This window comes from Streptomyces plumbidurans, from assembly GCF_019857225.1.
Lineage (GTDB): Bacteria > Actinomycetota > Actinomycetes > Streptomycetales > Streptomycetaceae > Streptomyces > Streptomyces plumbidurans.
Genome location: NZ_JAFJSY010000009.1, coordinates 17130 through 41952, shown reverse-complemented (window position 1 = coordinate 41952; position 24823 = coordinate 17130). Strand labels below are relative to the sequence as shown.

The 24823-nt window shown below is 71.4% G+C and carries 24 protein-coding genes; 16 read left to right on the top strand and 8 right to left on the bottom strand.

The genetic code is table 11. The annotated features are described in order from the left end of the window. Window positions 1-35 precede the first annotated feature (35 nt). Window positions 36-689 carry a bifunctional DNA primase/polymerase gene (locus JYK17_RS07415; RefSeq protein WP_108008661.1) on the bottom strand — a complete coding sequence of 218 codons (654 nt, stop codon included), beginning with the start codon at window positions 687-689 and terminating at the stop codon, window positions 36-38. Window positions 690-954: 265 nt separating this feature from the next. Here JYK17_RS07415 and JYK17_RS07410 point away from each other — a divergent pair, with 265 nt between their 5' ends. Both JYK17_RS07410 and JYK17_RS07405 read left to right on the top strand, forming a co-directional pair. Further along, complete coding sequence (locus JYK17_RS07410) at window positions 955-2340, top strand: NsdA family TPR-like regulatory protein (protein ID WP_108008659.1); 1386 nt, start codon at window positions 955-957, stop codon at window positions 2338-2340. A gap of 167 nt (window positions 2341-2507) precedes the next feature. Further along, entirely contained in the window at window positions 2508-4049 is a 1542-nt protein-coding gene (locus JYK17_RS07405) for a hypothetical protein (protein WP_108008657.1), read from the top strand. A 62-nt stretch (window positions 4050-4111) separates the two neighbouring features. Here the strand turns inward: JYK17_RS07405 and JYK17_RS07400 are convergent, their stop codons facing one another. Next, window positions 4112-5419, bottom strand: a complete 1308-nt coding sequence (locus JYK17_RS07400; RefSeq protein ID WP_108008655.1) for an ABC transporter substrate-binding protein — start codon at window positions 5417-5419, stop codon at window positions 4112-4114. A gap of 117 nt (window positions 5420-5536) precedes the next feature. On the opposite strand from JYK17_RS07400, the gene JYK17_RS07395 reads away from it, so the two are divergent. Then, window positions 5537-6037 (top strand): SCO4402 family protein, encoded by a 501-nt coding sequence (locus JYK17_RS07395; RefSeq protein ID WP_108008653.1) that lies wholly within the window; start codon window positions 5537-5539, stop codon window positions 6035-6037. A gap of 46 nt (window positions 6038-6083) precedes the next feature. Continuing rightward, window positions 6084-6965, top strand: a complete 882-nt coding sequence (gene purU / locus JYK17_RS07390; RefSeq protein WP_128802231.1) for a formyltetrahydrofolate deformylase — start codon at window positions 6084-6086, stop codon at window positions 6963-6965. A 157-nt stretch (window positions 6966-7122) separates the two neighbouring features. Here purU and JYK17_RS07385 read toward each other — a convergent pair whose 3' ends face one another. Together JYK17_RS07385 and JYK17_RS07380 are read right to left on the bottom strand one after the other, a co-directional pair. Further along, on the bottom strand, window positions 7123-8484 hold the full coding sequence (locus tag JYK17_RS07385; RefSeq protein WP_108008649.1) for a zf-HC2 domain-containing protein: 1362 nt from the start codon (window positions 8482-8484) through the stop codon (window positions 7123-7125). After that, on the bottom strand, window positions 8481-9062 hold the full coding sequence (locus tag JYK17_RS07380; protein WP_108008647.1) for a sigma-70 family RNA polymerase sigma factor: 582 nt from the start codon (window positions 9060-9062) through the stop codon (window positions 8481-8483). The genes JYK17_RS07385 and JYK17_RS07380 overlap by 4 nt, the downstream gene beginning before the upstream one ends. Before the next feature lie 309 nt (window positions 9063-9371). Between JYK17_RS07380 and JYK17_RS07375 the strand changes: the two genes are divergently transcribed. Next, entirely contained in the window at window positions 9372-9752 is a 381-nt protein-coding gene (locus JYK17_RS07375) for an STAS domain-containing protein (protein ID WP_108009165.1), read from the top strand. A 187-nt stretch (window positions 9753-9939) separates the two neighbouring features. Further along, window positions 9940-10452: an EF-hand domain-containing protein gene (locus JYK17_RS07370; protein WP_108008645.1), complete on the top strand. Its 513-nt coding sequence runs from the start codon at window positions 9940-9942 to the stop codon at window positions 10450-10452. Here the strand turns inward: JYK17_RS07370 and JYK17_RS07365 are convergent. Continuing rightward, on the bottom strand, window positions 10431-11987 hold the full coding sequence (locus JYK17_RS07365) for a class I adenylate-forming enzyme family protein (protein ID WP_222810062.1): 1557 nt from the start codon (window positions 11985-11987) through the stop codon (window positions 10431-10433). The genes JYK17_RS07370 and JYK17_RS07365 overlap by 22 nt on opposite strands. Window positions 11988-12074: 87 nt before the next feature. Here JYK17_RS07365 and JYK17_RS07360 point away from each other — a divergent pair, with 87 nt between their 5' ends. From JYK17_RS07360 to JYK17_RS07345, 4 genes are all read left to right on the top strand, one after another. Beyond that, window positions 12075-13271 carry an amidohydrolase family protein gene (locus JYK17_RS07360; protein ID WP_108008641.1) on the top strand — a complete coding sequence of 399 codons (1197 nt, stop codon included), beginning with the start codon at window positions 12075-12077 and terminating at the stop codon, window positions 13269-13271. Further along, window positions 13271-14404, top strand: a complete 1134-nt coding sequence (locus JYK17_RS07355) for an acyl-CoA dehydrogenase family protein (protein ID WP_222810061.1) — start codon at window positions 13271-13273, stop codon at window positions 14402-14404. Before JYK17_RS07360 ends, JYK17_RS07355 begins: the two co-directional genes overlap by 1 nt. 3 nt (window positions 14405-14407) lie before the next feature. Beyond that, window positions 14408-15313: an acyl-CoA dehydrogenase family protein gene (locus JYK17_RS07350; protein ID WP_222810060.1), complete on the top strand. Its 906-nt coding sequence runs from the start codon at window positions 14408-14410 to the stop codon at window positions 15311-15313. Between the two features lie 472 nt (window positions 15314-15785). Further along, entirely contained in the window at window positions 15786-16259 is a 474-nt protein-coding gene (locus JYK17_RS07345) for an ATP-binding protein (protein ID WP_128802229.1), read from the top strand. A gap of 322 nt (window positions 16260-16581) precedes the next feature. On the opposite strand, the gene JYK17_RS07340 is transcribed toward JYK17_RS07345, so the two are convergent. After that, on the bottom strand, window positions 16582-17508 hold the full coding sequence (locus tag JYK17_RS07340; protein WP_108008632.1) for a cyclase family protein: 927 nt from the start codon (window positions 17506-17508) through the stop codon (window positions 16582-16584). 85 nt (window positions 17509-17593) lie between these two features. Here JYK17_RS07340 and JYK17_RS07335 point away from each other — a divergent pair, with 85 nt between their 5' ends. From JYK17_RS07335 to JYK17_RS07325, 3 genes are all read left to right on the top strand, one after another. Next, the gene (locus tag JYK17_RS07335) at window positions 17594-18505 is read left to right on the top strand and encodes an SDR family NAD(P)-dependent oxidoreductase (protein ID WP_128802228.1); all 912 of its coding nucleotides are present in this window, start codon (window positions 17594-17596) and stop codon (window positions 18503-18505) included. A gap of 110 nt (window positions 18506-18615) precedes the next feature. Next, window positions 18616-19767, top strand: coding sequence for an acyl-CoA dehydrogenase family protein (locus JYK17_RS07330; protein WP_222810059.1), 1152 nt, complete (start codon window positions 18616-18618; stop codon window positions 19765-19767). Then, window positions 19767-20816, top strand: a complete 1050-nt coding sequence (locus JYK17_RS07325) for a Zn-dependent alcohol dehydrogenase (RefSeq protein ID WP_108008626.1) — start codon at window positions 19767-19769, stop codon at window positions 20814-20816. Before JYK17_RS07330 ends, JYK17_RS07325 begins: the two co-directional genes overlap by 1 nt. Here the strand turns inward: JYK17_RS07325 and JYK17_RS07320 are convergent. Continuing rightward, window positions 20806-21831 carry a GlxA family transcriptional regulator gene (locus JYK17_RS07320; protein ID WP_108008624.1) on the bottom strand — a complete coding sequence of 342 codons (1026 nt, stop codon included), beginning with the start codon at window positions 21829-21831 and terminating at the stop codon, window positions 20806-20808. The genes JYK17_RS07325 and JYK17_RS07320 overlap by 11 nt on opposite strands. Window positions 21832-21902: 71 nt before the next feature. Between JYK17_RS07320 and JYK17_RS07315 the strand changes: the two genes are divergently transcribed. Both JYK17_RS07315 and JYK17_RS07310 read left to right on the top strand, forming a co-directional pair. Next, window positions 21903-23210 (top strand): MFS transporter, encoded by a 1308-nt coding sequence (locus tag JYK17_RS07315; RefSeq protein ID WP_108009163.1) that lies wholly within the window; start codon window positions 21903-21905, stop codon window positions 23208-23210. A 40-nt stretch (window positions 23211-23250) separates the two neighbouring features. Further along, the gene (locus JYK17_RS07310) at window positions 23251-23742 is read left to right on the top strand and encodes a class I SAM-dependent methyltransferase (RefSeq protein ID WP_234548062.1); all 492 of its coding nucleotides are present in this window, start codon (window positions 23251-23253) and stop codon (window positions 23740-23742) included. A 75-nt stretch (window positions 23743-23817) separates the two neighbouring features. On the opposite strand, the gene JYK17_RS07305 is transcribed toward JYK17_RS07310, so the two are convergent. Then, window positions 23818-24075, bottom strand: coding sequence for a hypothetical protein (locus tag JYK17_RS07305; RefSeq protein WP_108008620.1), 258 nt, complete (start codon window positions 24073-24075; stop codon window positions 23818-23820). Window positions 24076-24509: 434 nt separating this feature from the next. Between JYK17_RS07305 and JYK17_RS07300 the strand changes: the two genes are divergently transcribed. Then, window positions 24510-24791, top strand: coding sequence for a GntR family transcriptional regulator (locus JYK17_RS07300; protein WP_108008616.1), 282 nt, complete (start codon window positions 24510-24512; stop codon window positions 24789-24791). Window positions 24792-24823 lie beyond the last annotated feature (32 nt).

Sequence of the window (24823 nt, the reverse complement as noted above, 5' to 3'; positions counted from 1 at the left end):
CGGGAAACCCTAGGGGGTCGCGCCCACCGGGGAGGTCAGCGGTCGCGTCCGCAGGCGTAGGCGAGGGGGGAGATCAGCTCCTCGGCGTCGGGCAGCCAGCGGTTGGCGGGGGTCGGACGGCAGGCCCACTGCACGGCGCCGCGCGAACCGTAACGGGTGGGCGGCGCGGCCACGTACGCCCCCTCGCCGAGCGCGACCAGGTCGAGCGAGGCCGGTGACCAGCCCAGGCCACGCACCAGCTCCGCCATCTTCGCCGTGGCGCCCGGCAGCACGAAGAAGTGCATCCGGCGGTCCGGCGTCAGCGTCACGGGACCGAGCGTCAGCTCCATGCGCTCCATGCGGGCCAGCGCCAGGAACCCGGCGCTCTCCGCCACCTCGATCGCGTCGAACGTACGGCCCGTCGGCAGCAGGATCGACGCCGTCGGCTGCTTCTGCCACATCCGGCGCGCGACGGTCGCACTGCCCGTGGCCTGCGTCGCCCAGTCCTCGCGGGCGGGGTGTGCGCCGGGGGCGGCGCACGCCGCGTCGCCGCAGGAGCAGTGCTGCACCCCGTCGACGGCGTCGAGCCAGGTGCCGGGAAAGACGTCCCAGTGGCGCTCCTCGGCGTAGCGTACGGCGGTCTCCAGCAGCGATTCCCCACGCTGCTTCGGGATCTGAGCGGCTTCCGTGCCCGCGATCGTCTCTTCCACGATGAACTCAACTCCCGCACCCACCTCGGGTTACGGGGGCGGCGCGCGCGGGGGAGGAGCATTGATCCCGTGTCCGGGGCGCATGGATGCATGTGTGGGGGCGCGCGGGAGGAACCCCGATGTGATCTGGGTAGCCACAAGCGGGGTTGGCTTCCGCCTTTACCCCGGCAATCCGCGCAAGCCTCGCATTTTGCGTACGAGATCGGGGCATTGATCTTCACGGCCGGATCTTTTCGCTTCAGGGGTTGTTCCCAGGGGGTACGCCATGGCCGCAAGGCCTCTCGTCGCGCGACAGCCGAACGAACGGCTGCAGGCGCTCATCCAGGAGGCGGGGTGCTCGAACGCCGGGCTCGCCCGCCGGGTCAACATGTGCGGCGCCGAGCACGGCCTCGACCTGCGCTACGACAAGACGTCCGTGGCCCGTTGGCTGCGCGGGCAGCAGCCGCGCGGACGCGCCCCGGCGATCATCGCGGAGGCGCTGGGCCGCAAACTGGGCCGTACGGTCACGATCGACGAGATCGGCATGGCCAACGGCAAGAACCTCGCCTCCGGCGTCGGCCTGCAGTTCTCGCCGACGGTGCTGGGCGCCATCGAGCAGGTCTGCGAGCTGTGGCGCAGCGACGTGGGGCGGCGGGACTTCCTGTCCGGCTCGTCCGTCGCCGCGTCCGCGCTCGTCGAGCCGAGCCGTGACTGGCTGATCTCCGCGCCCGATTCACAGGTCTCGCGCTCGGCGGGACCGCGCGTGGGGCAGTCCGACGTGGCGGCCGTGCGCGCGATGACGCAGGCGCTCACGGACCTGGACCACCAGTACGGCAGCGGGCATGTGCGCCCGGTCGTCGTGCACTACCTCAACAGCGTGGTCTCAGGGCTGCTGGCGGGCTCGTACCGCGAGGCGGTGGGCCGCGACCTGTTCGCGGCGGTGGCCCGACTGACCGAGCTGGCGGGGTACATGGCCGTCGACACCGGTCAACCCGGCCTCGCGCAGCGGTACTACATCCAGGCGCTGCGCCTGGCACAGGCCGCGGGCGACCGCGGATACGGCGGATACGTGCTGGCCGCCTCCATGAGCCATCTCGCCGCGCAGCTCGGAAACCCGCGCGAGATCGCGCAGTTGGCGCGGGCGGCGCAGGAGGGGGCGCGGGGGCGCGTGACCCCGCGCGTCGAGGCGATGTTCCACGCGGCGGAGGCGCGCGGACATGCCCTGATGGGCGATGCGCGGGCGGCGCAGACGGCGTCCGGGCGCGCGGTCACGGCACTGGAGGCGTCCGATGCCGCCTCAGGGGACGACCCGGCGTGGATCACGCACTTCGACGAGGCCTATCTCGCCGACGAGTTGGCGCACTGCCACCGGGACCTCGGCCAGGCCGAGCAGGCCGCACGGCGCGCCGAGGAGGCGCTGGACCGGCTCCCGGAGACCAAGGCGCGCAGGCGGGCCATCGGATATGTGCTGCTGGCCACGGCGCTGGTGCAGCAGCGCGAGATCGAGCAGGCCTGCCACACCGGTCTCAAGGCCGTCGGCCTGCTGGAGAACCTCCGCTCCAACCGGGGCGCCGAGTACCTGGAGGACTTCCAGCAGCGGCTGGAGCCGTACCAGGAGGAGCCGGTGGTAAGGGAGTTCGGGGCGCGCATGGGCCTGCAGGCGGCGGCCTGAGCCCGGACCGGGGCGCGAAAGCTGGACATTTGCAGCGCGGTGTCGACCGGTTTTGTTACTGCGGTCACAGGGAAGGAGGTTAGGTCCTGAGCTGCGTGGCACCCGGCTCGGGGGACCCGGTAGCGTGAGCCGACGGTTCCGAAGGTCCCCCATACGTAGGAGTCCCGGTGACGCAGAGTGGACAGGGCGAGGAGCCCTCGCCGCGCGAAGCGCGCGAAGGCATCGTGCTGCCCTCCGACGGCGGCGAGCCGCTGCTGCCGGGCATGCTGAACGCACAGGCCCCGGTGGGCCCGTACGGCGGTGCCCACAACGGCTCGTACAACGCCCCGCAGACCGGCGGACACAACGGCCCGCAGGCCGCGACCCCGACCGGTGGCCAGGCCTGGGGCACGCCGTGGGGTCCCGACCAGAGCCAGAGCCCGGCTCCGCAGCCGGGCGAGGGCTGGGGAGCGCAGCCCGCCCAGCCGTGGAACGAGCCCGAGCAGCACCAGCCGCCCGCCGACCAGTGGGGTGCGTCCGCCGGGCACGGACAGCCCGCGCCGCTGCCGCCCGCCTACGGCTCTCCGACCGCCCCCGGCCCCTACGGCGGCGCCCTGCCGCCCGCCGCGGACGAGGGCGCCACGCAGTACATCCCGCCGGTCGCCGCGGCGGTGGACGAGGGGGCGACGCAGTACATACCGCCCGTCGCACCCGGAGCCCTGCCGCCCGAGGTGGGCGGGGCCCACGCGGCCTCCTCGGAGGCGACGCAGTTCCTGGGCCGCGGGCAGCAGCCCGGCGCCGGACCGATGCCGCCCGCGGCCGGGCCCGACGCCGAGCCCACGCAGTACATCCCGCCCGTCACGGACCAGGCGCCGTACGGCATGCAGCAGGGCGGCGACCGGCAGCCGCCCGCCGAGTTCGACAACCTCTTCCGCAGCGGGCCGGGCGGCGAGAGCCCGGCCGGGGCCACCCAGCAGATGCCGCGCTTCGAGCAGCCGCCCGCGCAGGCCGGCTACGCCCAGCAGCAGACTTCCTACCCCCCGCCGGAGACCTTGTACAGCCCCACAGGCGGCGACGACGGCCGGGGCGGCCGTGGCGGCCGCAGCCGCTCCCGGACACCCCTGATCGCGGGCATAGGCATCGGCATCGTCGTGCTGGGTGTCGGCGCGGGCGCGCTGCTCGGCGGTGGCGGGGGCGACGACGGCACGGACAAGAACCAGCCCGTGTCCGCAACGGCCCCGGCGACCGACGGCTCGGCCTCGCCCGCGGCCGACCCGGCCAAGCAGCAGGCCGTCGCGCTGGACAAGCTGCTGTCCGACAGCGGCGACAGCCGGGCCTCGGTGATCCAGGCGGTGGCGAATGTGAAGGGGTGCAAGAACCTCTCCCAGGCCGCCTCCGACCTGCGCTCGGCGGCCCAGCAGCGCAACCAGCTGGTGACCCGGCTGGCCGGCCTGTCCGTGGACAAGCTCCCGAACAACGCCGCGCTGACCAGCGCGCTCAACCAGGCCTGGAAGGCGTCCGCGTCGGCCGACAACCACTACGCGGCCTGGGCCGACCAGGTGGGCGGCAAGAAGGGCTGCAAGAAGGGCCAGGCCCGCGCGACCGGGCAGACCGGGGCCGGCAACCGCGCGAGCGGCACCGCCAGCCAGCAGAAGGTGAAGGCGTCCCAGCTGTGGAACGCCATCGCGAAGCAGTACGGACTGACCCAGCGCCAGCCGACCCAGCTCTGAGAGGCGGGACGGCCGGGCGGGTGGGACGGCCGTACGGGCGCCGGGCGCGCGGGGCGTGAACCTCAGTTCACGTCCGCGCCCTCCAGCGTCCTCGTCACATTGACGAACCCCTTGTCCGCCGCGACCAGCCGGCCCTGGCGCACCATCTGAAGCGTCAGGTCGGCGTTGACCAGGCGGGGGAAGCCGATGGCGGCCAGCCGGCTCTCGGTGGCCCAGCTCAGCGTCGGCGTGAGCCCGCCCGTGCTGATCCTCAGCCCGTCGTCGAGGGCCTTGCGCACCGTCTCGGAGGTGACGTCCTGGTCGTCGAGGGACTCCACGGCGGCCTTGAAGACCGTGTACGCGATCCAGGTCGTCTGCACCCCGGCGTCCGCGGGATCGATGCGGTTGTCGCCGAAGGCCTGCTCCTGGATCACCTTCTTCATCGGGTCCCAGCGCGGATCGCCCGTCACCGGGTACCAGCCGCTGACGTACGACCCCTCGTACGGCCCCGACTGTCCGCCGGACTCGTTGATCACCGTCTGGTCGACGCTGTCGAGGGTGGCGGCGGTCTTCACCGCGGGGTAGTCCTCGCGGTCGCGCCGGAAGGAGTCCATGAAGGTGTCGGTGCGGTCCCCGAGCGCGGGGATCACGCACCCCTTCTTCGGCGGGCCCGCCGTCGAGGCCGTCAGCGCCTTGCGCGAGGGCCCCGAGTACTCGGTGGTGTCGTCCGCCGCCCGCTGGTCGACCGCTGGGGCGTGTCCGCCCGCCTTCAGGCCGGAGTCGAGCATGGCGGGCAGTTCGTCGCCCGCGATGCTGTCGGGCCTGATGAGCGCGACCGGGCCGCAGCCGGCGGCCAGTTCCCGGCCGAGCCCGGCCAGGAGGGAGGGCTGGCCGCCGTTGACGGGATACGACAGCGGGCTGGTGAACTCGGCGGTGGTGACGCCGTAGCCGCCTATGTAGGGGATGCCGGCGCTCTCCAGCGTGGGCAGATACGAGTCGCCGTACTGGCTGTAGGAGCCGACGACCGCGACGACGTCGTTCTTGACGGCGGTGGTCGCGCACTTCGCGGCGGCCACGCTGTCGTTGTGGTCGTTGCAGGTCAGGACCTTCAGCTTGTGGCCCTTGATGCCGCCGTGGGCGTTGACCCAGCGGGCGTAGGCCTTGGCGAAGGCGGGCATGCCGGGCTTGTTGGTCGAGCCCGTCTGCTCCGGCGCCCACGTCATGACCGTGATCGGGCCGTCCCCGGAGCCCCCCGTGGCACCGGGGATGGCCCCGCAACCGGCGGCCAGTGACGCGCACGCGGCCAGGGCCGCCGTCGGCAGGACGGTGGCTCTGCGCGGCCGGGTGCGCAGGGGGAGGAAGGTGCTGCGGGTGCGTCGCCAACCGGTCATGGGCACACACGCTTCCGCCACATCGCCAACCCGGGGGTGACCCTCGGTTATCGAACGGTGGCTACGAGGTGAATTACGGGGGTCGCCGAGGCGCCCGGGCGGAAGAACGTACGATCGGTGACCGTGCAAGCTCCGGAGAACTCTTCCCGCCGCGGCCGTCGCTCCCCCACCATGGGCGGCATGCCACTCAACGACATGCCGTGGTGGCGCTGGCGCAGCAATGTGCGCTCCGCGCTGCACATGCTCTCCGACCCCGTCTTCCAGCGAGACGTATGGCTGGCCGGTGTCGACGGGTACGGAGACGTGACCGATGCCGTCTACCGCCTCGTCGAGGACACCTGGCTGGACAACTGGTCCGCCGAGAAGTACGTCGGCACCATATTCCGGGACTCCCAGGAGGCGGCCCTCGTCGACACCGCCGTGCTGCGGGTGCTGCGGATCATGCACCAGGTCGGGCCCGACGCCCCGGTCTCCGCGTATCTGGAGAACGCGGGCTGGCCGGAGGCGGTACGGGCGGCCCGGGACGCGCATGTGCGGATGGCCGTGGCCGACGGCGAGGAGCCGGACTCCCCGCCGCGCACGCTCGAGGTGCTGCGGATCATGACCCGGTCCGCGTGACGGACGCCGACCCGCTCGGGGACGTTCGTGTGGGACCCTGTCCTGCATGAACGAGCAGTCCAGTCGAGCCGCCGCCCCCGGCGAGCAGTACGTCCTCACGCTCTCCTGCCCCGACAAGCAGGGCATCGTGCACGCCGTGTCGAGCTACCTGTTCATGACCGGCTGCAACATCGAGGACAGCCAGCAGTTCGGCGACCGCGACACCGGTCTGTTCTTCATGCGCGTCCACTTCTCGGCCGAGGCTCCGGTGTCGGTGGACAAGCTGCGGGCGAGCTTCGCGGCGATCGGTGACTCCTTCCAGATGGACTGGCAGATCAACCGGGCCGACGAGAAGATGCGCATCGTCCTCATGGTCAGCCGCTTCGGGCACTGCCTGAACGACCTGCTCTTCCGCGCCCGGATCGGTGCGCTGCCGGTGGAGATCGCGGCCGTGGTGTCCAACCACAACGACTTCGCCGAACTCGTCGGCTCGTACAACATCCCCTTCCACCACATCCCGGTGACCCGCGACACCAAGCCCCAGGCCGAGGCGCGGGTCCTGGAGATCGTCCGCGAGAACGACGTCGAACTGGTTGTGCTGGCCCGCTACATGCAGGTGCTCTCCGACGACCTGTGCAAGCAGCTCAGCGGGCGGATCATCAACATCCACCACTCGTTCCTGCCGAGCTTCAAGGGCGCGAAGCCCTATCACCAGGCCCACGACCGCGGGGTCAAGCTCATCGGCGCCACCGCGCACTACGTCACCGCCGACCTCGACGAGGGGCCGATCATCGAGCAGGAGGTCGAGCGCGTGGGGCACGATGTCACGCCGGACCAGCTGGTGGCGGTGGGGCGGGACGTGGAGTGCCAGGCGCTGGCGCGCGCCGTCAAGTGGCATGCGGAGCGGCGAATTCTGCTGAACGGGCGCCGTACGGTGGTGTTCGCCTAGTAGCTCGGGGGGTTCTGTTTCAGCGGCGGGTGCGGGTGAGTGGGGGTTGCTCGCGCAGTTCCCCGCGCCCCCAAGAAAAGCTCGCTTTTAGGGGCGCGGGGAACTGCGCGACCGGCCACAGACAACCCGCACCCCCCGACGAAACAGAACCCCACCCCTACAACCGGCTCAACGAAGCCGCAGCAAACAGCACATCCCTGATCGCCTCCTTGTCCCCCACCTGCCCCACCGCGGCCTCCGCCGGAGGCACATGCCCCGCGGCCAGTCGGCAGAACTCCACCCCGTCCAGGGCGACATGGGCCACCTCGTGCTCGACGGAACCCACCCCCGCGGCCGAGTCGAGGGGAATCACCCACTCACCGCCGCCCGACCCCTCGATCTCCAGGCGCAGACCGCGGCCGGGCCGGTCGGTGGGCGGCTGCTGTGCGGAGTGGCCCGTGCGGCGGCGCTGGTCCAGGGCGGTGGGCAGGACGCGGGCCGCGAGGTCGATCATGCGGTGCAGGTGGCGCGGGGCGGGCGGCTCGTAGGGGTAGTCGACGGCGTCGGCGATGTCCTCGGCGTGCACCCAGCATTCGAAGGCCCGGTCCACCATCGCGTCGTGCAGCGGCAGTTCGAAGTCGCCGTAGGAGACGGCGAGGCGCGCGGAGCCCGAGTCGCCGCCCGCGAAGGACACCGTGCGGACCAGGTCGTGGGTCTGCTCGCGCCAGGGGGTGCGCAGGGAGCGGGAGGGCGGGAGGTGTGCGGTACGCCAGTACGCCTCGGTGCGGGCGCCGGGCGTGGGGGACTCGGCGACGGTGTCGCCCAGCGGGTCGTCCAGGCCGAGCGCGAGCGCTACCAGCCCGTCCACCGACAGCAGATGCGCGATGACTCCGGCGACGGTCGTACGACGGGTCGCCGGGCTCTGGCCGTCGAACCAGCGCAGGTCGACGGGGGTGTGCCACTCGGTGGCGCCGATGTCCTGCAGCAGGGCGTCCAGGCGGGCCGTCTCGGCGTCGTACGGGGCCGCCCACTCGGGCACCGGGATGCGCGGCGGGCGCCGGTCGAGGCAACCGTCCAGGACGCGGGTGCGCAGGGCCGGATCCAGGTCGAGGCTCTCCGGCGGGTGCAGCAGGCCGACGGCGTCACGCAGCCGCAGCGCCTCGTCGGCGCAGCGTCCGCACTCGCCCAGATGCGCCTCCACGGCCTCGGTCTCCTCCGGCGAGCAGGCGGCCAGCGCCCATGCGCCGAGCAGTGACGTCAGGACGCGGTGTTCCAGGTCGAGCGGGGCGGGCGTCGGGCCGCCCAGGTCCGCCGGCGCGGGCAGCGGCCGTCCGCTGTCCTCGACGGAGGCGCGGGGCATGGGTATGCGGGGCGTGCGGTCGGGGTCCTGGACGGTGCCGCCGTTCGCGGGGCCGTCGGGGCCGCCCGGACCGCCGTGGCCCTCCTGTGGCTCGGGCCGGCCGTGTTCCTGCTCCCGCTTGTCGTCCTCGTCCTCGAACTCCCCGTGCTCGAAGCGGTCCGCGCTGCCTGCGTCGCTCACGCCGCACCCCCGTAGCCGGGCGGGGCGCCTGGCGCGCCGGCGTCGTGGGCGGTGGACAGCAGCTGCAGGCCGAGGCGGAGCCGGCGGCGCGCCTCGTCCTCGGTGACGCCCAGGTCGGCGGCGGTCTGGCGGTAGTCGCGGCGCTGGAAGTAGGCGAGCTCCAGGGCGGCGCGCAGCGGGGTGGGCATGGACTGGACGATGTAGTCGGCGCGGGCGGCGACCGAGGCGCGGCGGACCCTGCGCTCCAGCTCCTCGGTGGTGCCGCCGGCGTCCTGGGCCAGGGCCGCGGTCTCGGTGGCGCGCAGCCGCTGCACGGCGAGGCGGTGGGTCAGCGTGGCCACCCAGGAGCGCAGCGGGCCCTGCTTGGGGTCGTAGGACTCGGGGTGCTCCCAGACGTGCGCGAAGACCTCGCGGGTGATGCCGTCGGCGGCGCGCTCGTCGCCGAGGACGCGGTGGGCGAGGCCGTGGACGAGCGAGGCGAACCGGTCGTAGAGCTCGCCGAGGGCGGCCGCCTCACCGCGTGCGAGCCGCTGCTGCATCTTGCGGTCCCAGCGGGGCGGTGCGTCCTTCTTCGCCATACGGCCCCCTCGTGCCCGTGTCGTCCCCGGTCCAGCCTGCGTCCATCGTCTTCTCGAATGTAGTCGGCACGTCCGAGGCCGCACGCCCCTTTATGCCATTGGGCGCCCCCCGGGCGGCCGGAGGTGATAGTGAACCCTCTCCATCGTGGTTCACTCCTGATCGAACAGGATCGAAGGCGACCAAAACAAGCCGTTTCCGTCCCCTTTTCGTTTCTGGTGCCGTGTTTCGGGGAACGGCCGCTGGGCAGCCGCGCTGAAAGGAAGCGAACGAACGGCTTCCGTTTGCGGGGGGTCCGGCGAACGAAAGGCCTGGTGGTGGCGTTCTATGTGATCGGCGGCGAGCAGGGCGACTGGACCGTGCTCAGTGTGTCGGGCGAACTTGACCTGGTGACGTCACCGGTGCTGCGTCAGCGGGTGCACGACGTGGTGGCGGACGGCCGCCACAGCCTCGTCCTCGACCTCTCCGAGGTCTTCTTCTGCGACTCCAGCGGGGTCGGTGTGCTCATCGCCTCCCGCCGTCTGATTCGCTCCTGCCAGGGCAGCCTGCGGCTGATACTCCCGGCGCAGGGCGCGGAGGACGGCTCCCACGTGAACCGCGTACTCGGCGCGCTCGGCGTACGCCGCCTCTTCGACGTGTACGCCGACGTGGAGGACGCCGTCACCGAGCAGGCGGGCCCACTCTCCGCCTAGCGGACGACACGTAGCGGGCGCGCCCCTCGCGTGCGCCCCTAGCAAGCCCCGGGGCCTCTGCCACATCGTTGTCCCAAAATTCCCCCGGTCTTGGCACAAGGGCCGCTGTTGAGCGCCGGGAGGGGCCGCCGCGACGTACGCTCCCGTCGAGATGCACCCGACGTGACGTGAGGCGGCACGAAAAGACATGGTCAGCAGCGAGTACGAGCGCAGGATCGCGGCCCGGTTCGCGGGCTTCGACCAGGACGGCAACGGCTGGATCGACCGTGAGGACTTCAACAAAGCGGCCAAGGCGCTGCTCGCGGAGTTCGGTGTCAGGGCCCGCTCCGACAAGGGGCAGGCGATGTACGCCGGTGCGGAGGCGTTCTGGCAGGGCATGGCGGGCATCGCGGACCGCGACGGCGACCAGCGCATCAGCCGCGAGGAGTTCGTGAACGGCGCGGTCAAGCGGCTGCGCGACAACCCCGAGCGGTTCGCCGAGATCGCCCGGCCCTTCCTGCACGCGGCCCTGGACATCGTCGACACCGACGGTGACGGCGCGGCCACCGTCGAGGACACCGCACGCGTGCTGCGCATCCTGGGAGTCGACGAGGACCTCGCCCGCGCGAGCGCCGCCGCACTCGACACGGACGGCGACGGCAGGATCGGCGAGGCGGAACTCGTCCCGGCGTTCGCCCGCTACTTCACGGTCCCCGAGTGACCGGGACCGACCGACGAGCGCACGCGTGACGAAGGTCCGCCCGAATAACGCTCCCGCAGCTTGTACTTGAGCACCTTGCGCAGGGTCTCGTTGCGGGGAAGGGCGTCCACCACCTCCAGCTGCTCCGGCAGCTTGTGCACCGACAGCCCTTCCGCGCGCAGATACGAGGTCAGGGCGTCCAGGGTCGGGTCCCCGGCCCCCGGCCGCCGTTCCACGACCGCGCACACCCGCTCCCCGCGCTCCGCGTCCGGCAGCCCGATCACGGCGACGTCCCCGACCTCGGGGTGCGCGGCGAGCAGGTCCTCGATCTCCTTGGCGGAGATGTTCTCGCCCTTGCGGATGATCACGTCCTTGAGCCGCCCGGTGAGCACCAGATGCCCGCTCGCGGTCACGTGCCCCAGGTCGCCGGTGCGCAGGAAGCCGTCCGCGTCGAAGGCCTCCGCGGTCTGCGCCGGATCCAGATAGCCGTGGCACACGGCCTCCCCGCGCAGCCGCACCTCCCCGCCGACGACGCGTATCTCCATCCCCTCGGGCGGCCGCCCCTCCGTCGTGGCCAGGTTCTCCGCCGTGTCGTCCGGCGCCCCCATGGTGATCATCGGCACCTCGGTCATGCCGTACCCGTGCGTGAGCTGCACGCCCATCTCGCGTACGACGGCGTGGTACACCTCCGGCGGCTTGGGCGCCCCGCCGCCGGCGAGGAGCCGTAGCGAGGGAATGACCTTCCGGCCCGGCTGCTTGCGCTGCTCGGCGAGGAACATCGAGTAGAACGCCGTCGAGCCGCCCGCGACCGTCACGCCGTGCCTGCGGTAGCCCTCCAGCGCGTCCGGCAGCGCGAACTGCTCGAACATCACCGCGGGGAAGCCGTACAGCAGCAGCATCACCGTGTAGTCGGGCCCGGCGATGTGCGCGTACGGGAAGGCCATCGAGCCCACGTCGTCCTCGGACAGGTGCAGCGCGTGCGCGAGGCAGGAGCCGCCCGCGATCAGCGAACGGTCCGTGTGCAGCACGCCCTTGGGGTCGGAGGTGGTGCCCGAGGTCCAGTAGATCCAGCGCACGGAGGTGCCCTCGGCGGGCGGGGCGGGCAGGACGGACGGGTCCCCTTCGGGCAGTTCGTCGTACGCCTCGAAGATGCCCTTGGCGCCCAGCCGCCGTGCCATCGCGGTGTGGTCGAAGCCGCGCCACGCGCCGGGCACGGCGAAGTACTCGGCCTTCGACTCCCGCAGCGCGAAGGCGACTTCGCGGTCCCGGTAGAAGGGGATGACCGGCGTCTGCACGGCACCGAGGCGGGCCAGCGCGAAGGTCAGCAGCGCCGTCTCGATACGGGTGGGCAGCTGCCAGGCGACCACCGTGCCGGGGCGTACGCCCATGTCGTACAGGCCCGCCGCCACCCGCTCGGCGCGCGTGCGCAGGCCGCCGAAGGTGAGCGAGCGGTCGTCCTGGAGGAGCACGGGGCGGTCGGGGGTGAGCCGGGCACGGCGGTCGGCCAGTTCCCAAAGGGTCCGGGCCGAACTCATTGAGTGCGGGGTGTCGTTCATGTCTGCCCCCTGCCTTGGCTGACGACGCGTCAGGTGACATGCTATCTGACGGGCCATCAGATAAGCACCGTCCGGCGGAGGGGAACCATGACGACCGAACTGCCCCGCATCATCAGCGTCGACGACCATGTGATCGAGCCCGCCCACCTCTTCGACACCTGGCTGCCCGCGAAGTACCGCGACCGGGGCCCGCAGCCCCTGACCGCCGGCATCGGCGAACTCGCCTACGTCGCCGGCAAGTACCGGATCACCATGGACCCGGAGGGCCAGCCGACCGACTGGTGGATCTACGAGGACCTGAAGTTCCCGTACAAGCGCAACATCGCCGCCGTCGGCTTCGACCGCGACGAGATGACCCTGGAGGGCATCACCCGCGAGGAGATGCGCCGCGGCTGCTGGGACCCCAAGGCCCGCCTGGAGGACATGGACCTCAACCATGTCGAGGCCAGCCTCTGCTTCCCGTCCTTCCCGCGCTTCTGCGGCCAGACCTTCGCCGAGGCGCACGACAAGGAGGTCGCGCTGGCCTGTGTGCGCGCCTACAACGACTGGATGGTCGAGGAGTGGTGCGGCGACAGCGGCGGCCGGCTCATCCCGCTGTGCCTGATCCCGCTGTGGGACGTGGAGTTGGCGGTCGCGGAGATCCGGCGCAACGCCGCCCGCGGGGTGAAGGCGGTGACCTTCTCCGAGATCCCCACCTATCTCGGCCTGCCGTCCATCCACTCCGGCTACTGGGACCCCTTCTTCGCGGTCTGCCAGGAGACCGGCACGGTCGTCAACATGCACATCGGCAGCAGCTCCCAGATGCCGGCCGCCTCCCCGGACGCCCCGCCCGCCGTCCAGGCCTCGCTGAGCTTCAACAACGCCATGGCCTCGATGATGGACTACCTCTTCAGCGGGGTGCTGGTGCGGTTCCCGCGCCTCAAACTCGCCTACTCCGAAGGGCAGATGGGCTGGGTCCCGTACGCCCTGGAACGCGCCGACGACGTCTGGGCCGAGCACCGCGCCTGGGGCGGCGTCAGGGACCTGATCCCGGACCCGCCGTCGACGTACTACTACCGGCAGATCTACTGCTGCTTCTTCCGCGACAAGCACGGGGTCGCCTCGATCGACGTCGTCGGCCGGGACAACGCGACCTTCGAGACCGACTACCCGCACGTCGACTCGACCTTCCCGCACACCAAGGAGGTCGCCCTCGACCATGTGAAGGGCCTCGACGACGAGACCGTGTACAAACTCATGCGGGGCAACGCGATCCGCATGCTCGATCTCGACCTGGACCGCTAGTGGACCTGTCGTACACCCCCGAGGAGGAGGAGTTCCGGGCCCGGCTGCGCGAGTGGCTCGGCAAGGTGCTGCCGACGCTCCCGGCCAAGCCGTCCCCGCAGGACTGGCCCGCACGCAGGGCGTACGACCTCGGCTGGCAGCGGATGCTGTACGACGCCGGGTACGGCGACGTGCACTGGGGCGCCTCCCCGACCGTACGGCTGATCTTCCTGGAGGAGACCGAGAAGGCGGGCGCACCCTATGTGGGGGCGAACTTCGTCGGGCTGCTGCACGCCGGGCCCACCATCGCCGCCGAGGGCAGCGAGGAGCAGCGGGCGCGCTGGCTGCCGCCCGTCCTGCGCGGCGAGGAGGTCTGGTGCCAGGGCTTCAGCGAACCGGACGCCGGCAGCGACCTCGCGGCCCTGCGCACCCGCGCCCACCGCGACGGCGACCACTATGTGGTGAACGGCTCCAAGATCTGGACCTCGCACGCCGAAGTGGCCGACTGGTGCGAGCTGTTGGTGCGCACCGACCCGCGGGCGCCCAAGCACCGGGGCATCACCTGGCTCGCCATGCCCATGGACGCCCCGGGGATCACCGTACGGCCGCTGCGGACCCTGGCCGGGTCGGCGGAGTTCGCCGAGGTGTTCCTCGACGACGTGCGCGTGCCGGTCGCGAACCGGGTCGGCGAGGAGAACGACGGCTGGCGCGTGACGATGGTGACGCTGTCGTTCGAGCGCGGCACGGCGTTCGTGGGGGAGGTCGTCGCCTGTCGGCGAGTCCTTGGTGAACTCGCCGCGGAGGCGCGCCGGAACGGGCGGTGGGACGACGCCGTGCTGCGGCGGCGGCTCGGTCGGCTGAACGCGGAGTTCCGGGCGTTGTGGCGGTTGACGCAGTGGAACGTGAGCGAGGCGGAGGCCTCCGGCGGTGTGCCGGGGGTGGGGGGGTCTGTTTTCAAGCTGAGGTACTCGCATGCGCGGCAGGCGCTGTACGACGTCGCGGCAGAGGTTTTGGGGCCGGATTGCTTGGACTTGGAGCGGGGGTGGGTGGTTGATCGGTTGTCGTCGTTGTCGTACACGATCGCTGCCGGGACTTCGCAGATTCAGCGGAACATCGTGGGGGAGCGGGTGCTTGGGCTGCCCAAGGGGAGGTGAACGGTGCGGTTTCAGTTGACGGAGGTGCAGCGGGAGTTGCGCGGTGCGGTGCGGGGGGCTGTCGGTCGGTTGGCGGGTGGCGGTTCGTCGTGGCTTGTCGCGCAGTTTCCCGCGCCCCTGAGCGGTACTGCCGTACCCGGTGCTTTTCGGTTTCGGCTTGATCGGGCTGTGTGGCTGGCTCTTGGTGAGCTTGGGGTTTTTTCGCTGCGGTTGCCAGAGGGTGAGGGTGGGGCCGGGCTTGGGTTGGCTGAGGCTGTGGTGGTGTTCGAGGAGCTGGGGCGGGCGTTGGTGCCGGGGCCGCTCGTTGCTACGCACCTTGCTGCCGGGGAGGTGCCCGGTGCGGCCGGCGGGGAGGTGGTCGTGGCCGCGGCCGACGGGCGGCTCGTGGAGTGGCTGGAGGAGGCGGATGTGGTGCGGCGGGGCGCCGAGGGTGCCGTACCGATGACGTCGGTGGATCCGCTCACGCCGCTGCACCGGGTGCCGGCGCCGGCCCGCTCCGATCCCGTCGCGGAACTGCTGACGGCGGCCGAGCAGCTGGGCACGGCCGTGCGGGTGTGCGAGCTGGCCGCGCAACACGCCCGGACCCGCGAGCAGTTCGGGCAACCGATCGGGGCCTTCCAGGCGGTCAAGCATCTGTGCGCGCAGATGCTGGTGCGCGCCGAGGTGGCCCGCGCCGCCGTCTACGCCGCCGCCGTCACCGGCGACCGCGCCGACATCGCCGCGGCCCGGCTGCTCGCCGACGAGGCCGCCGAACGCGGCGCCCGCGACTGCCTCCAGGTGCACGGCGGCATGGGCTTCACCTGGGAGAGCGAGGTGCATCTGCATCTGAAGCGGGCCTGGGTGCGGGCCCAACGTGGCTGCCCGACTGCGGAGAGTGAGGAGTTGCTCGCGGCCGACCTGGTGGCGTGAGCGGTGTCTGCCTGGGGTGTCGCGGAATCCGGCCCCGCGATTGTCACGGACTGTGGCAGGCGCGAATTACGGAGCGTTGATATCGGGTTGTGTCCGATGCGTGACCCGTCACGTCCCGGAGTCGGCGTCCGGCTCCGGTAGCTTCTGTGTGATGCCAATGGTTCCGAGCGTGAGCCGTGTCGGTGTCGCCCCCGGGGTGATGCCGGAACAGGGCTGTTCGACTCAGCGGAACGTGCGTCGCACAGTATGCCGTACGGGTACTCCTTCGCGCTGGAATATGCCCGAAGCGCTTGTTGGCGTGACTGTACGTCAACCATGCTGTCTTCCAAGGGATTCACGTTCCGTGACCCTTGCTCTGGGCTCTGCACTGGCCTTTGTCCTGGTCATGCAGAAAATGGCTACGATCGTGGCCCTCGTCGCGGCGCGAGCGTGGTGCGAGGTCATGTGTCCGCCGGTTCGGATGGTGTGAGCGGTGCAGGTGCTTCAGGTGCAGCTGGAAGTCCGGCCCGACCCCGCGGAGGTGGGGCGAGCCCGTAAGTGGGCCCGTTCGCGCCTCGCCGGGTCCGGGATAGCGGCCGACGAGCCACTCGCGGAGACGCTGGTCCTGCTCGTCTCCGAGCTGGTCACCAACGCCGTGGTGCACACGGGCCGTCCGGCCGTCCTGCGCCTGTCCCTGCCCGGTACGGCCGGCGAGACGGCCACGGTCCGCCTCGAAGTGGCCGACACCAGCAACCGCGCGCCCGTGCCCCGTTGCGTCGACGGCGAGGCGACCGGCGGCCGCGGCCTCGCCCTCGTGGACGGTCTCGCCGACCGCTGGGGCTGGAGCCCCGAGGGGGCGGGCAAGCGCATCTGGTGCGAACTCGACCGCTGTACGACGTCGCGGGCCGCGCAGAGCTGTATCGGCGGGGCCTCGGCGTACGAGGGGCTGGCGTTCGAGGCGGTGTGACCGGCGCGCGGGTGCCGTGGATCGGTCAGGGTCGGTGCACGCTCGCAGAATCCGCCCTCGCGCCGGATCCGGTGCGGGGCGGTGCGCCGGGATGTGCTTCCGTGCGCGCCCATCGCAAATAGGGCTTAAGTAATAAATCTCCGTACGGCTGTTGACGCACCGTGTCCGTTTGATCACGCTTGTGGTCAGCGATTCGCCGTGAGGGGACGGCGAGGGCTTCGGTGACGGGGGCCCTCGGCGAGAGTGGGTCGTGATGCGGCGTCGGTCGGCGGCGCGAGGTGCCGTGCTCGGGGCGGGAGCACCACGTCGCCGGCCGAAGGCCCTACAGCAGGGCGACCGGAGCCACCGGGGTTCCCGTCGCGCCGACGAAGGGCTCGGGCATCGCCGACAGCAGGAACGCGTACCGGCCGCTTTCTCCACAGGCTGTGGACAACTCTTCGAGATTCCAGTTCTGACCCTGCAGCATCCCCATCTCCACCAGGTCCAGCGCATGCACGGGCAGCCACAGATCCTCGATCTCGGGCGGGAAGATCTCGAAGGTGAGGGTGTCGTTGGCGACGGCGGCGACATCGCGGGCGTGGAACCACTCCGGCGTACGGACCGAGAGACCCGGCGAAGGGTAGCCGTACGCCTCCCGGTTCCCGGCGAGATACACCTGCGCCTGCCCGGTGCGTACGAGCACGATGTCACCGGCACGCACCCGCGTGTCGCCGAACTCCTCGGCGGCCTCCAAATCCTCGGGCGTGACCGCGTGCCCGCCCTCCAGCCGGTCCACGCCACGCGCGCGTGCGACGTCGAGCAGCACCCCGCGCGAGACGATGTGCCGCGCCTTGTCGATGCCGCCGAACTCGGCGCCGCCGTGCGCGGTCACGGTGCCGGCCGGGCGGCCGTTGTAGAGCCTGCCCGAGTGCGAGACGTGCGGCAGCGCGTCCCAGTGGGTGGCCGCCTGCAGCCCCATGGTCACGACGTCGTCGCTGCACGCGACGGTGCCCGGGCCGAACAGCTCCTGGTTGATCTGCACCATCGCGTGCAGCGGATTGACCCGCCCCGGGATCATCCCGCTCTGCACGCCGTCCTGCTTCAGCGGCAGGGCGAGCGGGATACGCCGGCCGGTGCGCACGGTCGCGGCCGCCTCGCGTACGACCTCGTCGGTGATCAGGTTGAGGGTGCCGATCTCGTCGTCGGAGCCCCAACGACCCCAGTTGTTCACGCGCTTGGCGATCTCGTGGAACGCGTCCGGCAACGACATCGGTCCTCCCCGGGGGCTTGTCTCCAGGTATCTGACGGGTCATAAAATCTAACGGTCCGTCAGAAACCGCGGGAAGGGGCCGGGCGTGGGGAACTTCTTGGCAGGCAAGGTCGTCGCCGTGACGGGCGCCGGGCGGGGCATCGGGCGCGCGGTCGCGCTGGCCGCCGCGGCCGAGGGAGCACGGGTCGTGGTCAACGACTACGGCGTCTCCGTCGACGGCGCCTCCCCGACCAGTGAGGTCGCCGAGGCCGTGGTCAAGGAGATCGAGGCCGCCGGGGGTGAGGCCGTCGCCGTGGCCGACGACATCTCCACCATGGCCGGGGGACAGCGCGTCGTTGACGTCGCGGTCTCCTCGTACGGGCGGATCGACGGGGTTGTGTGCGTCGCCGGGATTCTGCGGGAGCGGATGCTGTTCAACATGACCGAGGAGGAGTGGGATCCGGTCGTCGCGACGCATCTGAAGGGGACGTTCACTGTGTTCCGGGCGGCCTCCGCCGTGATGCGGAAGCAGCGGGCGGGGACCTTGATCGGGTTCACCAGCGGCAATCACCAGGGGTCGGTGTCGCAGGCCAACTACAGCGCCGCGAAGGGCGGGATCATCTCGCTGGTGCGCAGCGCCGCGCTGGGGTTGAGCAAGTACGGGGTGACCGCCAACGCGGTGGCGCCGGTCGCGCGTACGCGGATGTCGGCGAACGTTCCGACGGAGCTGACGGAGATCGGGGAGCCGGAGGATGTGGCGGCCCTCGTCGTCTATCTGCTGTCCGACGCGGCCAAGGAGTTGGGGGTGACCGGGCAGGTGTACACGATCGCCGGGGCGAAGTTGGCGGTGTGGGCTCAGCCGCGGGAGTTGCGGTCCGCTTTTGCCTCTGGTCGGTGGACGCCCGAAATGATCGCGGAGTTCTTGCCCGGGTCTGTGGGGGTGGATCCGATGCCCTTGCTTGAGCGGGTGGCCGCTATGGAGAGGGCTGCGGGGAGGGGGGAGCGGCCCAACGCCTGAGGGGGTGGGGGTTTGTTGTTGGTTGGCGTGTGCGGGTTTGGTGTGGCTTGTCGCGCAGTTCCCCGCGCCCCTTTGGGGCGTTGCAGTGACCAGTGACCAGAGGAGTGCCGGTGGATTTCGCGTTTTCGGCTGAGGACGAGGTGTTTCGGGGGGAGGTGCGGGAGTGGCTCGGGGGGCATCTCTCGGGCCCTGGGGATCGGCGGGGGTGGGAGAAGACGCTGGGGCAGGGTGGGTGGATCGGGCTCGGGTGGGGGGAGGCGGGGTACGGGAATCGGACTGCCTCGCTCACTCAGCAGGTCGTGTGGGCGGAGGAGTATGCGCGGTCCGGGGCTCCGCCGCGGTCCGGGCACATCGGGGAGAACTTGCTGGCGCCGACGTTGATCGCGCATGGGTCGGACGAGCAGAAGGCGCGCTTTCTGCCGCCGGTCGCGGCCGGTGAGGAGCTGTGGTGCCAGGGGTACAGCGAGCCCGGAGCGGGGTCCGATCTCGCCGGGGTGCGTACGAAGGCCGAGCTTGCCGCCGATGGGTCGTACCGGATCAGCGGCCAGAAGATCTGGACCTCGCTGGCCCATGAGGCCGACTGGTGCTTCGTGCTGGCCAGGACCGAGCCGGGCTCGACCCGGCATCGCGGGCTGAGCTTTCTGCTCGTCCCGATGGATCAGCCGGGGCGCATCGAGGTGCGGCCGATCCGGCAGCTGACCGGCACCGGCGACTTCAACGAGGTGTTCTTCGACGGGGCCCGCGCGCGAGCCGAGCATGTCGTGGGCGGTGCGGGCAACGGGTGGACGGTCGCGATGAGCCTGCTGGGCTTCGAGCGCGGGGTGTCGACGCTCGCCCAACAGATCGGGTTCGCGGCCGAGTTGGGGCGGGTCGTGGAGGCGGCGGTGCGCTCGGGGGCGGTCGACGATCCCGTCCTGCGCGAGCAACTGGTGCGGCAGTGGGCCGAGCTGCGGGCCATGCGGTGGAACGCCCTGCGCACGCTGGGGCGTTCGGGCGACGCGGGTGCGCCCAGCGTGGCCAAGCTGCTGTGGGGTGGCTGGCATCAGCGGCTGGGGGAGCTGGCGATGCGGGTGCGGGGCGCGGTGGCCGGCGTGGGGCCGCGGGACTGGTCGCCCTCCTCGCCGTACGAACTCGACGCTTTCCAGCACCTGTTCCTCTTCTCCCGGGCCGACACCATCTACGGCGGCTCGGACCAGGTGCAGCGCACGATCCTCGCCGAGCGGGTGCTCGGTCTGCCCAGGGAGCCCAAGGGAGTTGTCTGATGCGCGCAGTGCTGTTCGACGGCAAGCGGGTCGAGGTCGTGGACGACCTGGACGTACGGGATCCGGGGCCGGGGGAGGTGCGGGTCGCGATCGCGGCGGCCGGGCTGTGCCACAGCGATCTGTCCGTGGTGGACGGGACCATCCCCTTCCCCGCACCCGTGGTGCTCGGGCACGAGGGCGCCGGAGTGGTGGAGGCCGTCGGCGCCGGGGTCACCCATGTCGCGCCCGGGGACCATGTCGCGCTGTCCACGCTCGCCAACTGCGGCACGTGCGCGCAGTGCGACCGGGGGCGGCCGACGATGTGCCGGCAGGCCATCGGGCGACCGGGACGGCCGTTCTCGCGGGACGGGCGGCCGGTGTACCAGTTCGCCTCCAACTCCGCGTTCGCCGAGCGGACGGTGGTGAAGGCGGTGCAGGCGGTCCGCATCCCCGACGACATACCGCTGCCCTCCGCCGCCCTGATCGGGTGCGGGGTGCTGACCGGGGTGGGCGCCGTGCTCAACCGGGCCAAGGTCGACCGCGGCGACTCCGTGCTCGTCATCGGCACCGGTGGCGTCGGGCTCAACGTCATCCAGGGCGCCCGTATCGCGGGCGCGCTGCGCATCGTCGCCGTGGACGCGAACCCGGCGAAGGAGGCCGCGGCCCGGCAGTTCGGCGCGACCCACTTCCTGACCTCGACCGAGGGCGTGAAGGAGATCCTGCCGACCGGGGCCGACCACGCCTTCGAGTGCGTGGGGCGCGTGGAGCTGATCCGGCAGGCCGTCGACCTGCTCGACCGGCACGGTCAGGCCGTGCTGCTGGGGGTACCTCCGGCGACCGCCGAGGCGTCCTTCCTCGTCTCCTCCATGTACCTGGACAAGTCGATCCTCGGCTGCCGCTACGGGTCCTCGCGGCCGCAGCGGGACATCGCCCTGTACGCCGAGATGTACCGGGCGGGGCGGCTGCTGCTGGACGAACTGGTGACGGCGACCTACCCGGTCGAGGACTTCGAGAAGGCGAAGGCGGACGCGGAGGCGGGGCGGGTGGCGCGGGGGGTGCTCACGTTCTGACGTCGGTGCGGGTCCGAGGTGTGTCGGTGCGGAAGGTGCGGCGGTAGGCGGTCGGGGTCACGCCGAGGGCCGTCTGCAGATGCTGCCGCATCGACTGCGCCGTACCGAACCCGGCCTGCTGTGCCACCTGGTCCACGGACAGGTCGCTGGACTCCAGCAGACACCGGGCCCGTTCCACCCGCTGTTGGGTCAGCCACTGGCCGGGGCTGACGCCCACCTCCTCGCGGAAACGGCGGGTGAAGGTGCGTACCGACATGGACTCCTGGGCGGCCATGTCGCGCAGCTGGATCGGTTCGTGCAGGCGGCCCAGGGCCCAGGCGCGGGCGCCGGTCGTCGTGGCCGTACCGGGCTCGGGCACCGGGCGTTCGATGTACTGCGCCTGTCCGCCGTCACGGTGCGGCGGCACGACCGTACGGCGGGCCACGTCGTTGGCGACCGTCGTGCCGTGGTCGCGGCGCACCATGTGCAGGCACAGGTCGATGCCGGCGGCGACGCCCGCGGAGGTCAGGACGTCGCCGTCGTCGACGAACAGGACGTCCGGGTCGACGTCGACCTTCGGGAAGAGCCGCTGCAACTGGTCCGTCTCCGCCCAGTGCGTGGTCGCGCGCCGGCCGTCGAGATAGCCCGCGGCGGCGAGCACGAAGACGCCGGTGCAGATCGAGGTGAGGCGGGTGCCGGGGCGGATGTGGGCGAGGGCGGCGGCGAGTTCGTCGGTGAGGACGCCCTCCTCGAAGACCGGGCCGAGTTCGTACGACGCCGGGACGACGACGGTGTCGGCGGTGGCCAGCAGCTCCGGGCCGTGCTCGACCGTGATCGAGAAGTCGGCGTCGGTGCGCACCGGGCCCGGCGGGCGCACCGAGCAGGTCATGACCTCGTAGAGCCGCCGCCCCTGGGCGTCCTTGGGGCGTCCGAAGATGCGGTGCGGGATGCCCAGCTCGAAGGGGAGCAGGCCGTCCATGGCGAGGACGACGACGCGGTGCGGACGGAACGCGGGCTCACCTGGCTGACCACTCATGGCCCGATCCTAACGAATGCTGTCCTTCGGGCCAGTGGATGCACAGGAATCCGGCCGGGATGCTCGATGTCGTGACCCAGACAACCGAACCCGCAGCAGTCGACGCGGCCCGCGAGCCCCGGCGACCCGCTCGTGTCCACCGCGCCTGGTTCGTCGCGGCCGTCACCTTCGTGACGATCATCGGCGCGGCCGCCTTCCGCTCGCTCCCCGGACTGCTCATCGACCCGCTCCACCAGGACTTCGGCTGGTCGCGCGGCACGATCGGCGCCGCGGTCTCCATCAACCTCGCGCTGTACGGGCTGACCGCCCCGTTCGCGGCGGCGCTCATGGACCGCTTCGGCATCCGCAAGGTCGTGGCCGTGGCGCTGACCGTGATCGCACTCGGCTCCGGGCTGACCGTGTGGATGACGGCGGCGTGGCAGCTGCTGCTGTGCTGGGGACTGCTGGTGGGGCTCGGCACCGGTTCCATGGCGCTGGCGTTCGCGGCGACGGTCACCAACCGCTGGTTCACCGCGCGCCGGGGCCTGGTGACGGGCATCCTCACGGCCGCGTCCGCCTCCGGCCAGCTGATCTTCCTGCCGGTGCTGTCCTGGATCGTGGAGAAGCACGACTGGCGGCCGGCCGCCGTCACGGTGGCCCTTGCCGCCCTCGCGGTCGTCCCCTTCGTATGGCTGCTGCTGCGCGACCACCCGGCCGACGTGGGCGTGAAGCCTTACGGCTCCCAGGAGTTCGTGGAGAAGCCGCCGCCCGCGCGCGGCGCCGCCCGCCGCACCCTCACCGTCCTCTCCACGGCCTCCCGCACCGGCACCTTCTGGCTGCTGGCCGGCACCTTCGCGATCTGCGGCGCCTCCACCAACGGCCTGATCCAGACCCACTTCGTGCCTGCGGCCCACGACCACGGCATGCCGGTCACAGCTGCTGCCTCCCTGCTCGCGGTCATCGGTGTCTTCGACGTGGCCGGCACGATCGCCTCCGGCTGGTTCACCGACCGCTTCGAGCCGCGCCGCCTCCTCGCCGTCTACTACGCCCTGCGCGGCATCAGCCTGCTGTTCCTGCCGATGCTCCTGGCCCCGACCGTCCACCCCCCGATGCTCTTCTTCATCGTCTTCTACGGCCTCGACTGGGTCGCCACCGTCCCGCCCACCGTCGCCCTGTGCCGCGAACAGTTCGGCGACGACAGCGCGATCGTCTTCGGCTGGGTCCTCGCCTCCCACCAGGTAGGCGCCGCCCTCGTGGCCTACCTCGGCGGCGTGGCCCGCGACACCTTCGGCTCCTACGACATGGTCTGGTACGCCTCGGGCGCGCTGTGCGCGGCGGCGGCACTGATGGCGTTGGTGATCCGCAGGAGGCCGGTGAGCGCCTTGCCGGCGGTGGCGTGAGTTCCCTCTGGCCGGAAAGAATCAAAGCGTTCTGGGTGCCGTGGCCGGACGCCGGGTGCTTGAACTGGGCTCGGGGAGCGGTAGCAATCTCGCGCACCTCGTGACGCTGGGCGCGACGGGCCTGGGGGTGGACCTGGCTCCCACTCGGGAGCCGGTCGCGCGGGAGCGCTGGGGTCATCTGCCGGGCCTTGAGTTCCGTACGGCGGAGGCGACGGCGTTTCTGAAGGGGACGGGCGAGACCTTCGATGTCGTGCTGTCGATCTTCGGCGCCGTGTGGTTCGTCGATCCGGACACCCTGCTCCCACTGATCCGCTCGCGCATGGCCCCGGGCGGCATCCTGGCATTCTCACATCTGCCCCCGGGCAGCGAGGAACCCAAGCCCGCCAAAGCCGGACTGCGGCACGACCGCACCCCGGACGAGTGGGAGCGCACGTTGATGTGTCACGGCTTCTCTGACGTAGGAGTGTCTCTGATCGATCCACCGGTGGGCCGGGCCGTGGGGACGATGCTGGTCCGGGCCCTGTTGGCCTGAGACTGTCGGGTGCCCAGGACTAGCCCTGGGCACCCGACAGCGTCGTACGACCTGCAGTGCGATGCCTCTACGTCGTCACGCCCGGTCCGCGGCCATCATGTCGACGCATTCGTCGAGTGCCGCGTGCAACGGCGGTACGAGGGTGGCGAGTTCGGCGTCCGATGCCTCGCCGGCCTGGAGTACGGCACCGACGACCGCGGCCAGGGCCGCGGCGCTCTCCAGGGCGTGCGCATCGGCCAACGCCTCGAGGAGACCACCGGGGCGCGCGATCGCGAACGCCTCCTTGCCGGTGGCCGGGTCGACGCCGAGGCTGCGAAGTCGCCGCGCGCTCATACGGCGACCTCCCAGGGGAAGTGGTCCGGGCGCAGGGGCGTCAGGGCAGCCAACCGACGCTGCTCCCGCTCCCGTTCGTCCCGCTCGCGTTCCCATACGACGACGTACGGCCGGACCAGGGGCTGGCCGTCGGCGAAGATGACATCGAGCGGGCGTGGCCTCGGTCGGTGCGCGGGGGCGGGTGGACGGGGGGTGAGGGATGGCGGCGCGTCAGTGCGGTGCGCTCCGCGAGGAGGCAGGAAAGGGCTCAGAATCGCGGCCAGTAGGCTGCGCATAGGTCGACTCCTGGTTAGTCGGCTGAGCCCCGGCACGGAAGCTCTCACCCTTCCCGCCGGGGCGTTTTCATGGCCTCTGCATGGTATCGCCTTGTATCGACTTGTCGCGAGACGTATCTCAAAGAGCGTGCATCAGTCCACTTGCTTAGCGTCGACTCCATGAATCCTGACGCTGAGATCGATCACGGCGCGCCGCTGACTCCGTACCGGCAACTCGCAGAGATTCTGCGTGCGCAGATTCGGCGCGGCGACTGGCAGCCGGGGCGGATGGTGCCGAGCGAAGCGCAGCTCGTGCAGCGGTACGGGATTGCACGGACGACCGTGCGACGGGCGCTCGGCCTACTGGCTGATGAAGGCTGGGTGTATGCCGTACCTCAGCGGGGGTGGTTCGTCTCCGACCCCTTGCCGCCGTCACTTGAAACCCCCGCGCCCTCCGCATAGGCCCGCCGGGCGGTGTCGCCCACCGTCGACTG